7 protein-coding genes are annotated in these 13,057 nt (G+C 56.4%); 1 reads left to right on the top strand and 6 read right to left on the bottom strand.

All coding sequences use genetic code 11. The annotated features are described in order from the left end of the window. Positions 1 to 43: 43 nt before the first annotated feature. The 6 genes from VEV40_RS09015 to VEV40_RS08990 all read right to left on the bottom strand — a co-directional run bounded on the left by VEV40_RS09015 (position 44) and on the right by VEV40_RS08990 (position 12,353). Positions 44 to 3,691, bottom strand: coding sequence for an alpha-amylase family glycosyl hydrolase (locus tag VEV40_RS09015; RefSeq protein WP_324831747.1), 3,648 nt, complete (start codon positions 3,689 to 3,691; stop codon positions 44 to 46). Positions 3,692 to 3,882: 191 nt separating this feature from the next. Beyond that, positions 3,883 to 5,433, bottom strand: coding sequence for a Do family serine endopeptidase (locus tag VEV40_RS09010; protein ID WP_324831746.1), 1,551 nt, complete (start codon positions 5,431 to 5,433; stop codon positions 3,883 to 3,885). Positions 5,434 to 5,487: 54 nt separating this feature from the next. After that, positions 5,488 to 6,885, bottom strand: coding sequence for a M56 family metallopeptidase (locus VEV40_RS09005; RefSeq protein WP_324831744.1), 1,398 nt, complete (start codon positions 6,883 to 6,885; stop codon positions 5,488 to 5,490). Beyond that, positions 6,882 to 7,265: a BlaI/MecI/CopY family transcriptional regulator gene (locus VEV40_RS09000; RefSeq protein WP_324831742.1), complete on the bottom strand. Its 384-nt coding sequence runs from the start codon at positions 7,263 to 7,265 to the stop codon at positions 6,882 to 6,884. The genes VEV40_RS09005 and VEV40_RS09000 overlap by 4 nt, the downstream gene beginning before the upstream one ends. A 112-nt stretch (positions 7,266 to 7,377) precedes the next feature. Beyond that, positions 7,378 to 8,040, bottom strand: a complete 663-nt coding sequence (locus tag VEV40_RS08995; RefSeq protein ID WP_324831740.1) for a hypothetical protein — start codon at positions 8,038 to 8,040, stop codon at positions 7,378 to 7,380. Positions 8,041 to 8,096: 56 nt separating this feature from the next. Further along, positions 8,097 to 12,353, bottom strand: a complete 4,257-nt coding sequence (locus tag VEV40_RS08990; protein ID WP_324831739.1) for a HEAT repeat domain-containing protein — start codon at positions 12,351 to 12,353, stop codon at positions 8,097 to 8,099. Between the two features lie 250 nt (positions 12,354 to 12,603). Here VEV40_RS08990 and VEV40_RS08985 point away from each other — a divergent pair, with 250 nt between their 5' ends. Continuing rightward, positions 12,604 to 13,008: a hypothetical protein gene (locus VEV40_RS08985; RefSeq protein ID WP_324831737.1), complete on the top strand. Its 405-nt coding sequence runs from the start codon at positions 12,604 to 12,606 to the stop codon at positions 13,006 to 13,008. Positions 13,009 to 13,057: the final 49 nt, after the last annotated feature.

The following is a 13,057-nucleotide window of genomic DNA, read 5'->3' as shown; positions in this document are numbered from 1 at the left end:
CTTTGTGGCTGCCGTTTCCGTTTGCGCAGCGAATAGATGAATTTCAGGAATCGCCCTCGTGCACGACCTCCGCAGGAAGATCAACGTGCAGCAGGTCGAGATACTTGTCCAGCCTGTAGCCAGCATCGCGCGCGGCCTCGGACGCCTTCGTGATGCCTTCCTCGAGATCTTCAATAGCGGAGGGCCTGAAGGCTGGCTGGCGGGTGATTGCCAGCAAGGCAGGAAGCTGGATCCAACTCAGCATCTCCTCGAATTGCTCTTTGTTGAAGTACGTGGTGCCGGATGATTCGTTGACTCCGGTGAGCCATTTAACGTCCGGGTCGGCCCAGAATGCTTCGGCGTGCATCCGTGAGTCCGAAGGTAGATCGATGTGCGAAAGCAGAGTCCGGACGCGCGCTGCAGCTTGCCATGCCCGTTCGCCTTCCATCCCGAGCGAGGAGAAGGTTTCCGCGAGAGCGGAGCGCAGCATGAGCTTGTCGAAGAGATCGGCGCTCATGCCCTGCGGCGAAAAGCTGCGCAGCAGAATCCACGCAAGGACAGGCGACCATGTCTGCTCGATGGAGGCGCCCGGTTCCTCGCTGGGAAGCATATAGCGCACGGACGCCGGCCATGCGGTTGAAAAGCCGTGTTCGAGAAGCGGGAGATGAAGAGCGGCTGTCGCCCATGCCTCGCATTCTTTTCTGAATCTCTGGTTGAGATGAGCAGGACCATCCGGAGCTTCGAGAGCTTCGCGGTGTTCATGGGGCATGAATTCGATTGCCTTCTCACAAAAGTGCTGCGCCTTTTCGATAAAGGGGTGAAGGCGGGTATCGATGGCCGCATGTTCGTCTGGCAGTGGGATGGATTGTGGTTGTTGAGAGCCGGTTGATACAGCGCGTTTTTTTCTCGTTTTTGCGATATAAAGCTGCGCTTCTTTTCCTGCTACCTCGGCGAAGGCGCTGGCGCTGGCGGCATCGATGGTCCGATGCAGCGCTTCGTGCAGCGGCTGCAGGCGAAGTCTGGTGAGAGCTTCATCGACGCTATAGACGCCATCGCCGTGCAACGCGTCACAAAGTCTGTCCCAGGGCTGATCAGCGGTTACGCGCAACTCGCGCCAGTGGACAAGAACTGTGTGTTGAAAGCCGCGCAATTCAAACTTCAAGCCGTGACGATGAATGTCAGTGGCACGGCGGAGGTATTCAAGGCCGTGAGCGGTATCGCGATACGCGAAGATGACAGAGTCATCGTGGGCAATGTCGAGACCTCTGGCCAGGCTCGTTTGTTTTAGCTGGCCACTCACCTTATCCATGAATGCGGCCGAGATGTGAATGGTTCCGCGGGTTGATCCGTAGGTATTGTTGTAGACAATGAGGCTACGCTGGTCGTCAAGGCGGTTGGAATAGGCGAAGACATTCTCATCTACCGATCCGTGATCATTCCAGAAATCGTAGAGAACGAAGTTGTGGCTTTCGGCAAAAAGCCTGCGGTTCTTGAGCAGTGGCGCAATTTCGCGCTGATGGCGTTCTACCAGCCACTCGTTCGGATGCTCGTCCATGCGTGCTTGCTTGAATTCCATGCCGTAACGCTCGGTGAACCCCTCGATCTGGCCGTGGCCGAACATGGGCAGGCCGGGAAGCGTAGCGAGCAGAGTGCAGACGCCGAAATATTTGTCTCCAGTACCGAACTGGTCGATGGCGGTGCGCTCGTCGGGATTGCTCATGAAATTGACATAGCGCTTGAGAACGTCGGGATCGAACTCGATGGTTTTCTTCAGGTATGAGCGGTACTTCGCGTTTTCCTCGTCGCGCAGCATGTTCATGAAGGCGCTATTGTAGACGCGGTGCATGCCGAGTGTGCGGACGAAGTACGCTTCAAGCAGCCAGAAAGCTTCAGCGAGCAGGAGCGTACCCGGGACTTCGGTAGCGACACGGTCCACGACTTCGCGCCAGAATTCATGGGGCATGATGGCGTCGAACTCTTCCTGCGACATGGCATTTTCGGCGCGAGAGGGGATGGAGCCACCGGTTCCGGGCAGCGGGAACCAGAGACGCTGCACATGCCGCTTGGCCAGCACCATGGCGGCGTCGAAGCGAATGATGGGGAATTGACGGGCTACATGCAGGATGGTCTGGATGACGCGTTCGCGGACTTCGGCTTTGGAATAGTCGAGCTGGGCGGTGTCGTTCCAGGCGAATGAGGTTCCGTCATTGCCGTGGTAGATGTAGCGCGTGGTCCCGTCGTGATGATGACGAAGGCGAAAGGCGACGGCTGCGTCGGTCTGGTCGTAGTAGTGGTCTTCGATTTTGATTTCGACACGGCTGTCAGTGGAGAGGTCGGGGCCGTTGAAGCTGTATGCGGGAAAGGGACTTTCCCAACGCGAGATGAACCAGTCGGGATGTTCGATGACCCATTCGGAGTCGATGCCCATGTGGTTGGGCACCATGTCGCTGGCAAGGCGAATGCGGAAGTGCGCGGCGCGGTTTCGCAGGTCTTCGTATGCGGAGTAGCCACCGAGGTCCTCGGCAATGTCGTATTCCTTGAGCGAATAAGCGGAGGCGACGGCGTCGCTCTGGCCGCGCAGGCGCTTGATGGTGCGGGAGGCAATGCTGCGTTCCCAGAGGCCGATGAGCCAGAGACCGGTGATGCCGCGATCGGCGAGCAGACGCAGTTCTTCGTCAGGAATCTGATTGAGGCGATGGATGTGGCGGCTGTATTTCTTGGATAACTGCTCCAGCCAGACATAGGTGCTTTTTGCGATTAGAACGACGTTGGGCATCCAGGCCTGGTCGGCGCTGAATGCCTCGTATTCGTGGAGAGGGGCCTGATAGTCATGCGCGTAGCGCTTGTGGCCGAAGTCTTCTTCAAAGCCAACAAACTCGTCGCCACGGAAGCCCTGCGCTCCCCACGTTGGCGCGCCATGACGGTGCCAGTCTGGGCCGGGCGGATGGAAGCGCAGCCAGATGGCAAGCTCTTCTTCGCGCAGCACGTCAATGGCGAGAAGAAGCCTGCGCAGATCCTCTGTAAGATATTTGGACCAATGGGTGCGGATGAACTCGAGCTGGCCGGTGATGGAGTCGGGTGCGGCGAGCATAGGCGCGCGCAGAGCTTCGAAGAGGCTTCCCGCTTCCGGCGCAAGAGGCGGACGAGTGCTTAGATAGCCGGGGAGATCCGCAGTCACGTTTTGATAGGCGGTCTGGGATTTCAGGTCCTTGTCGTCAAACAATTCGCGGAAAGGAACGAAAGCGGGATTGATATTGGCGAGCCAGAGCAGCATCAGCTCTTCGAGCGTGGCTTCGCGGTTGCTCATCCCTTCTGTCGTTCCGTTCAGCCATTGCTGCGCCGTCATTTCGCCGCGATAAACGGCCACATTGGGAAATTGCTCGACGAAGGCGAGCAGCAATTTTTCCAGATCAGGCTGGTTGATTTTCGAGGAGAACCAGCGGATGGCCTGGGTGTGAACGGCAGGGTCGATTTCCTTGCGATAGCGGGCGACGAGGGCATGGCTCAGCTCGTCGATGAGGCCCATGGCAAACAGCGCACCGGCGTTGATGGCCTTCGAGGAATCGGTTTCCGTGCCGCGCGCCTGATTGAGCTGGCTGGCCAGCTTGCGGCTGGCTGCCACGTTCGCAAAGACCACGTTTCCTGTGTAGGCGAAGAGCAGCCCGTCGATTTCGAGGCCCTCTCGAACGGCCCGCGAGATATGAAACTCCATTTAGAACACCCTCCCGGTCCAGAAGCAGGTTGCAGCGGTTGTTATACCACCGCGCCGCGATTCACGCAGCTTTGCGGAGGAACACCACGCGAAGCTATGAATTCTGTGATGAGAATTGTGTCGAGAGTGGATGGGTCGGACGGGAAAATGATCGCGCAGCCAGCCTCGTGGACTGGCTGCGCGAAGTTGTTTCAGCCATTTGAAGGGTGAAGCACGACGAAGCCTTTGCCGCCTTGTGACCACACCAGCAGGAGCGCGTCCTGTCCGCTAGGCACGCTCTTGAGCGCGTCCGCGGCATCGGAAGCTGATGTTGTCGTCTTGCGGTTGACGGACACAATGACGTCCCCGGACTGGAGACCAGCACTGTCTGCAGGGCTGCCTGAGCGCACGTCTTCGACCACTGCGCCGTGCACGTCTGTCGGGATCTGCATCTGGTTGCGAAGGTCAGGTGTCAGGTTGCCCAGGCTCAAGCCCCAGTGGCCCTTGCCGTTATTGTTTTCCGCTACTTCAGTGTTTCCATGCGAGCCCGCCGGTTCCAGGGTCACAGGGACATTCAGGTTCTTGCCCTCGCGGGTAACTTCGAGGTGGATGGTGTCGCCGGCCTGTTTTTCCGCGACTTCCATCTGAAGTTCTCCAGCGTCGGTCACTTCCTTTCCATCAAGCGCGATGATGACGTCGCCTGTCTTCAGTCCGGCTTTTGCGCCGGGCGAATCTGCATTCACGTCGGAGACCACCGCCCCGCTTGCCTTGTTCATATCAAAGAATTTGGCATTGTCCGGGGTTACATCGGCGATGGTGACTCCCATGAAGCCGTGGCGCACCTTGCCGTCTTTGATAAGCGTGTCAGCCGTGTGCTTGACGATTTCTTCTGGAATCGCGAAGCCCATACCTGCGAACGATCCAGTCGGCGAGATGATGAACGTGTTGATTCCGATCAGCTCTCCACGAGCATTGACTAAAGCGCCGCCAGAGTTGCCCTGATTGATGGCCGCATCCGTCTGAATGAATTCGCCGGGCTTGCGGCGGTCGGTTGCCGAAGGGTTGGGGCGGTTCAGAGCGCTGATGATTCCGCGTGTGACGGTGAAGCGGAAGCCCAGGGGATTGCCGAAGGCAAGCACCAACTGTCCTTGGTGAAGCTTAGTCGAATCTCCCCACGGAATGCTGGGCAGATTTTGGCCGTCGATTTTGATGACTGCCAGATCAGTCAGCGGATCGGCACCAATGAGCTTGGCTGTATAGACCTGTCGGTTACTCATGGTGACGTGAATGGTCATGGCGCCGTCGATGACATGGTTGTTGGTGACGATGTATCCGTCAGGCGAGATGATGACGCCGCTGCCGAGGCCATGTTCGATCTCAGGGCCCTGCTGCTGTGGCATCTGGAAGAAGCGCCCAAAGGGCGTGTTCGGGCCAAACATGGGCGGCGGCATCTGCTGCTGTTGTCCGTCCTGCCCGCCGTCCTCGCCCATCTGTTGCTGGTTCACCTTTGAAGTGACGGTGACATTGACGACTGCGGGGGTTACACGCGCGGCCAGCGCTTCCATGGCCTGATCCAGCGAGAGCAGCGCGCCCACGCTGCTGTCATCGAGCGGCGCGGCGGCCGGGGCAGGAGATGGAGCGGCCATTACGGCTGCTCCGGATTTGATAAGCGTGTAAGCGCCCAAAGACAGAGCCGCTCCCGCGACGATGGCTGGAATGACCACACGCCGTTTGAGCAGCGACTTAAGTTTTCCTGTGTTCATTGTTGTTTCTCCCTCTAACTAAATAATTAGTTGATACAGTTAAAAATTTTTGCCCTAGATCATGCTTCCTGTTCCATCCATTTGCGCGGCATAGCACGCAGGGACCATCAGCACGACTTGCCAGATTTGTGTCTTCCGCTGTGCTGCTTTTGATTGTGTTGTCTTGTTATTGGCTGGTTGTTGCGGGTAGCGGACAGTAGTGGTCTCAACGAACATCACCATCTGCACCGGCAGGCGATCAGCAGTGATTTGCGGTTCGACAGCTGTGGCCATCAGACTCTGCCGCTGAGAACGTGCGAGATGTTTTGCCAGGTTGCGATGCTTGGCCGTCTTCGCCGTAGTTGATGATGCGTGTCCGCTATTTGTTGCCGGCACTGGAAGGCGATACGACGCGGGAACGACCATTCCCTGAATGCCAGCTAAGTCATGCTCAGTCATACGGGGAGCAGTGTACGCTTTTGCGATGTGCGTGCTTGGCGCAAAGGCCACCAGCCGTGGAGTGCAATACGAAAGACCGAAGCACGACAACGAGAGAACCCCGGTCAACGCCAATGCCGGTTTCCATACCCGCGTACTGGCGGGCCGTTTGGCATCGAGAATCTGCGCAATGCGGTGTGATAGGTCCTGTGCGCGATGGACTGCGGCCTGGACCATTGTCCATCCACGCCGCGCACAGCTCTTTTCCAGCAGATCGATGAGACAACCGGCATAGGCCTGCGGATTGCGGCAACTTGCCAGCACCGCATCGTCACATGCCATTTCGCGCTCGATGGACAAGCGGGCGTCGATCCACCAGACAGCGGGATGGAAGAAAAATATGGCGCGGGTCAGTTTTTGCAGCAGGTTCGTCCAGTCGTCGCGGCGATTCAGGTGAGTCAACTCGTGAATCAGCACTGGCTCCAGCTCATTTGGCGAGAGTTCCTGCAGTGTCCAGGTGGGAAGAACGATGAGAGGCTTCCAGAAGCCAATAGCCGCAGGGACTTTTAAGCGTTCTGAGACGCCGAGGCGAACGCGCCGTCCGGCACTGTGCTGCAGGAAAATCTCGGCGAGTGGGGGAGCGAGTTGCGACAGGTCGATTTCTATACAGCCTTTGCTGATTCTCCAAACCTGCCACAGCCCGACGGCAATGCGGGCAAGCGCGATGCAGGCGAACAAGACCCAGGTTATGAAGATGATTCCGGCCCAGACGGTTGGGACGACAATTCGTGAAGCGAGATGATTTGGAGGCAGGATAGCCTGCGCCGCTTCTAATTTGAAGCCGCCGAAAAACGACAGCCCGACTACGGTAAGAAGCGCCGAGAACCAGACAGCAAAGCGCGTGCCGGAATTCTGCCGCCCGATGAGGCGCAACAGCAGCCATGCGAAAAGCGCAACCAGCAGCCCTTCGGGCAGGGCGTTCAATGCCCGTTCAACCGGAACTTGCGCGATGCTTTGCAGCCCAAACGAGGTCATTCCACATCGCTCCGTTCCAGCATTTTGCGCAGACGCTTCAGCTCTTCCGGCGCGACGCCACGGTCTTCAAGGATGTTGAGCACGAGATCTTCGTGTGAATTCTGGAAAAAACGGCCCACGAGGTGACGGATTTCAGACCGGCTAGCCTCTTCACGCTCAACAAGAGGGCTGAATATGTGAGCACGGCCGTCTTTGGAATGTTCGAGATAGCCCTTCCGCTCGAGAATGCGGATGGTGGTGAGGACGGTGTTGTAGGCGAGGCTGGGCGAGTCAGTGAGCGCGTCGAGAATCTGCTGTACGGTGCCCGGCCCCTTATGCCAGACCACCTGCATGATCCTCAATTCGGCTTCCGTCAATGTCTCGGAAGGCTTACGCGGCACCCGATCCTCCTGCTTCTGGTTATTGGACGCGGAAGCCGTAAGAAAGTAACTAATTAATTAGTTTAATCAAAAATTCCTTGATAAGAAGGATTTGAAGTGGGTGGCATATGACTCAATGCCAAGGCCATTTGCCTGCTCCGGCATGGAAGGCGATTGCGGCGATTCCACCTAACAATGCGAGGAAAGCTGAAGCAGCAGCCCAGAGTTGGGGAACTGTAAGTTTCCCAAAAAGCCTGATGACCTGAAGGGCCGACATTTTGGACAAGTCGAGATCGCGTTCGCTTTTGTCGCAATCCAGAACCAGCTGCTTCCAGGATTCCAGGTAGCCGATGAAAGCGTCGGATCTAAGCTGCTCAGGGCTGAAGTCTGACCAGAATACTTTCCAGTCGTACCGGCCTTCTAGGAGCCCATCTTCTAGGAGTCCGTTTTCGGCGATTACTAGTAACGGCAGTCCCTTTGTGTACCCGATTGCTGCTTCAATCTGGTTCCAGATGGTTGTCATCCGAATATCGGCTAGCTCTTTTTCGCTGCCATTTTTCTGACGCTCAGTGCCGGAGGGAAACTGGTAGCGCTGAAAGGCTATAACGACAATTCCATCGCATTGACCGATTACCTTTTTAATTCCGCGTAATGGTTGCTCCGCTGTCCACTTGTTTCTTTCCATCTGGAGCGGTGACAGGCCTGCGGCCTCGAGCGAGCGGAAGATCAAGTCTGTTGCCTGCAACTGCGTGGATGAGGCTGCGCTGCCGACGCTGATGTAGACCCTGGGTTTCATGCCGCCTGCACAGTGTAGCGGTTCGGCTGACAAGTGAGAAGGAGGTAAATGCGAGGCTATTTTGACAGTTTGGCGGTATCCAGGCGTCCACCCCGGATCCATTCCAGAATGGTTTGATATTGAGGACTAGATTCATTTCCGTGCCAACGCTGGCCGCCGTTGTGCGTGGCCAGATAATCGCCGACATTGCCTGCACTGTCGGTTGGTCGCGTAGGCTTAATCAGAATCAGGCTCTGCGTTGGACTATTGATGTCAACAACGCGCATCGCATATTTGTAATTTTCCTCGCTGTCCTGGTCTGAGAAAACACCAGCGGCATTGGGCGGCTGCAACTTGAAGATTACATGGCTCGCATGGCAGAAAACGCAGGCTTTGCCATCAGGTCCCGGTGTTGCGAGGATGGGTTCAATCTTAGTGACAAAGTAATTGAAGTCGAGCACAGAGCCAGGTTGAACGTCTTTCAAGGCTTCGTTGAGGTTCTTGCCCTGGAGAACGCGAGTGGCGATAAGCTTCAATCGCGGATTGTCAGAGTACTGTAACTGATCCATCGCCGCGTGGAAGTCGGTGCGCTGCTCGACACCCTTCACCTTGCGGAGCGTATCAAGCGCTGCGGCGCGCACATTGGCGTCGCCGTGCAGGACGCTCGCCATCACCGTATCCAGCACAATGGGATTTTCCAGAGGCTCCTGGATCTTCCTGGCCGCCAGATTTCTGTTCAGAAAATCCTGATCCTGCGAAACCGCACCTCCGGAAACGCCCAGATGCCGGGCCATGAATTTGGGGTCACCTACTTCCTGCATGAAGATGCCCTGCGCAGACACGTTCAAGTTTGCATATGCCTTCTTCAGAATCGGGGCCATCTGAGGATTGTTCAGGAAATGCTCAAGAGAAGCCTGAATGGCGGCGCGCTGCACATCCGGGTCGTACGAATCCAGCCCGGCCAGCACCTTTGCCTGCAGCTTCGGGTCTTTCATCAATTCGTTAAATGAGGAGGCAGCATTCAGCACCTGCGCATAGTTTGCTGGTGGAGGGTTCTGTTCCATCAGAGATCGCAACGCATTTAGAACATCCGTTTGCTCTTCCCATGGCGAGGTGTCCGGCAGCGAAGCTAACAGTGGAAGCACGACGGCCTGACTGTCGGGGTTTCCGTGTTGCAGGATTTCGACAACCTTGTTGACAAGTTGAGGGTCAGGCGCGCCGGCAGCGTCAAGGTTCAAAACCCCACGCTGGCCATTCTCGTAGACATAACGCACAGTTTGCCGTACATCTTTGTTCGGGTCTTCCGATAACTCCAGTGCAGCAAGCGTGAAGCTAGCGTCACCTGCGCCGCTGAGCGTGCTGCCTGCTTTCAGGACTTCCATTTTCATCGAGCTATCAGCGCCCTGGAGACACGCCAGGAGAGCGTCCTCTAATTCAGGGCCGGAGCTTTTGAAGAAGTGAATCAGGTCGCTGTCATTGCCGATGCGCGTCTGGAAGAAACTGTTGTGAACGTCATATCTGAAATCAACCGCCTCGCGATAAGGCGGATATTCATAGCCTGGACGATGAAGATCAGGGACGCCAGTCACATATTTCGTCAGAACAGCGGGCAGGCCAATCGATACGGTATTTGATTTAATTTGCGGCAGCGCATAGTGGCGAATGTGGAAGTCCCACAGAGCATTCAGCACTCCTTCTCGGCCCAGTGGCGTTCCCTCACGCAGGACCTTGGCCAGCACCTGCGCCTGGTCTCGCGCCACGGCTTCGTAGCCATCGTTGATGCGGTCCTTATCTTCTTCCTGCGCGCTTGTCCGAATCCATGCCGAAAGGTATCCCGTATTCTCGTCGAGCACGTTATAGACGCTCTCCTGTATAGCACGACGAACCATGGGATCAGTCTCAGTATTCAGCCGCGTAGCCAGCACTTCGAGCGTGCCACGACGGACTTCCGGTTTATCTACCTGCCAGTAGTACCAGCGCCAGATTCCCGACGCAGCTTCAAGCCGAACGAAGGGAACAGGATCATTTAGATCGCGCTCCAGCGCAGCTAATAAGTCAGGATCATCGGTCAGCTCTCTAAAGTGTTGATTGAATACCCTCGCCGCGCCCCAGCGTGTGCGCGCATTGGGCGAAGCTAGCGCTGCGGCGAGTAATTTGCGACCTTCGGGCGCATAGTCCTGCCGGCGCGACAACACCATGCGAATCGCATAGGCCGAGCTGATCTGCACCATCTTAGTGGGGTCGCCCAATCCCTGAATGAGGACGGGCATTGCTCCGGGATCGGCCATGTGTCCTAGCGCGCGGGCTGCGGCTTCGCGGGCCAAGGGCTGGTCACTCTTTGCCAGCACATTGCGAATCTGCTTTAACACGGGCTCAGGAGCTAGGTCCCAGAATTGGTCGAGCTGCGCCAGAAGCAGCGGCAGGTCATTTTTTGCGAGCTTGGTTGGAGGCATAGGATATGCCGCGTTCCAGTTTTTTGCGACGGTATTGCCGGGGTAAAGCGTGGACAATGCCATCACGGCGAACTGCGTAGCGCGGAAAGGCGTGTTGAAACCCTGATAGACGGGATCGCCCTCCCAACTGCCTTCCTGACGTTGTGCGGCCATCATTGCCTTCACCGCGCGCGCCAGGTGTTCGTCGGTTTCCGGGCGCCGTCCGGCGACGGCCAGAGCATAGACCGCGTTGTACGAGATGAAATCCGCAGTCTTTGCGCTCTTGTCGAAGGGGTAGGGCCATGCGCCTTCAGGTGTTTCGTACTGGTAGAGCTTGTCGATAAGAACATCAATTTGCGCAGCATACTTCGCGCGGTCCACGGTCGCCAGCAGCAGGATCTTCCAGTCCAGATCGATGACATTCTTGGGCTCATAAGCCAGCGCCATCTGTTCCACGCGATCGCGCTCGGTAAGCCAATCCTGCTGATGAGTCCGCTGATAAAGCATGTCAAAGGTCTGCCAGCTTTGCGTGGCTATTTCAAACGGGCTTACATCCGGCTCGCAGCCATCCGGCTCATCTCCGGGCAGCTTGGTCAAACCTTTGTAGTGGATTTTCAAATAGTTGGCATAAGGTATGTCGAAGTTTTTGCGCGGTGGATCGTGGGTGACATTCTGTTCAAACGAATGCTCAATCAGCGGCAGACGGCTGGAGACCGTGCGGGCGGTATAAATCACGCGTACCCAATTGGTATTCGGCTCTCCATATAGAGGCCGGGCATTGTTGTAGATGCGGTCGGTCAGAAACTCCAGCGAGGAACGCTGGGTAGGGGCATAGCCGTTATGTACTGCGGTCAGATATCCGCGCGTAGTGAACTGCGATGGATGGCACGCGATGCAAAGCTGCGTTTCAGAGTGCTGCATTGTGGTGCGCAAGGACACTGCACCGCGACGGGGCGTATTCGACAGCCACGAATCGCCCATATTGATGAGGAAATCCATGCCGGCGCGAACGGCGTCATGCGGATTGGAATATGGCGGTACCCCATATTCGTAGGTGTGCAGTTGATATGCCGGATGATTCGCCGCCACGCGGACGTAGTACTCCTGTCCTGGCTGCAGAATGCGTGTGCGGAACTTATAGAGTCCGGGATAATTTTGCGTTGCCTCGATCTGGTAGACAAATTCACCTGTGGTGAAGGGAACTACATCGGGCTGTCCCGCTGCGTCCTTGCCCAACTGAAAAATGTCTACGTCAAACGGAACATCGCGGTCGGTCACGTTCAATACGAAGTAGACGAGCCGCGGTTGTTTTTCTCGAAATGTGAAGCGAAACCACTGGAAGCCCTTGAGCATCGCCGCGTAGGCGTCTTCGCTCTTCGATGGAGCATAGGGCCGCTCGTCATCGCTGCCGTATATCGTCTGTCCCAAGTCAAACTGCTGTGCGTCTTGCCACGTGTCATTTGGAGCAGCCGCAATCACTCCGGGAAGCAATCCAGGCTTCATATCCGGGGACTGCAGAATTTTGTGCAGCGAGGCGCTTACCTCAGGAATATGTACATTGGAATCTGCCGAAAGGCTTACGGTTAGAGGGCCTGAAGCACGGGGCCGGAGCGTCAGGTAGAAATCACTATCCGCCTCATGCAGCCACTTGGACTCAAGCTCTCCCTGAGCGTCCTCTACGGTGACCAGCACCGCGTCTTTTCCCTGGAGCTGCGCAAGGTCTTTTACCCCAAGGCTGAAGGCGTAGAGGGAATCCGGACGCGCAGTGCCCAGCTTTATGTTCTGTACTGAGGGAGGCGCGGTTTGATCAGCGTGAACTGGCCGTCCAACATACAGGAGCAGACCCGTAATCGAGGCGCAGACGAAAAGCGATAGCACAAACCAGCGCCGATTTCTTGCCAAGACGCCCATGTTTTCAGCCCTAAGTATGTGAGAACAAAGTGGGCACACCTTAACCCAGCATCAAAACATAAACTATATACCGATTAATGCGAAGCGGACTTACTTAGACCACGAGAGCACTAGAGAAAATGCAATGAGATTCCCGTATAGCTGGTCACGCGGCGTCTCTTAATTCGACAGATTTTGGACGGGAACTTCACGACAGCCAAACATGAATTTCCGTAGTGTGGTGCAAAGGAGCTTGAAATCCATGCATTCCACACTTCGTCGTATCGCTATAGCTCCCGCTTTGATCATGGCTGCCGCTTTGGCAGCAAGCCCTGCGGTAGCGGAAACAACTACTATCAAGGTTCCCTTTAGCTTCGAGGCCGCTGGCAAGACCTTTCCTGCCGGCGACTATTCGATTTGTCGTGATGATAGGGGCAGCTTCGTGACGCTGGCTTCCAAGGGTTCGTCCCGGAGCTTCAGCACCATTCTCGCTGCGGGTACGTCCAATCCACGGGAATATAAGATCGCGTTGAATTTTGACCTGGTCGGCCAGACCCATCATCTACAGTCAATTCAGTATGGGACGATGATCACAAATAAACTGGACAGGAAAGCACTGGAGAGCGAACGCGAACGTGGCCCAGTAGCGCATCCCGGTGACCTCTAGATCTGAATTCCACCCACTCGCGAGCTTAGTCCAAACTGTGAGCCTGCGT

This window comes from Alloacidobacterium sp. (assembly GCF_035631355.1).
GTDB lineage: Bacteria > Acidobacteriota > Terriglobia > Terriglobales > Acidobacteriaceae > Alloacidobacterium.
This window is presented reverse-complemented; position numbering and strand designations above follow the sequence as displayed.

Excerpts from the sequence above, each read along its gene's own strand:
- VEV40_RS08995 (WP_324831740.1), bottom strand. The coding sequence starts at position 8,040 with ATGAAACCCAGGGTCTACATCAGCGTCGGCAGCGCAGCCTCATCCACG.
- VEV40_RS09005 (WP_324831744.1), bottom strand. The coding sequence starts at position 6,885 with ATGACCTCGTTTGGGCTGCAAAGCATCGCGCAAGTTCCGGTTGAACGG.
- VEV40_RS08985 (WP_324831737.1), top strand. The coding sequence starts at position 12,604 with ATGCATTCCACACTTCGTCGTATCGCTATAGCTCCCGCTTTGATCATG.
- VEV40_RS09015 (WP_324831747.1), bottom strand. The coding sequence starts at position 3,691 with ATGGAGTTTCATATCTCGCGGGCCGTTCGAGAGGGCCTCGAAATCGAC.
- VEV40_RS09010 (WP_324831746.1), bottom strand. The coding sequence starts at position 5,433 with ATGAACACAGGAAAACTTAAGTCGCTGCTCAAACGGCGTGTGGTCATT.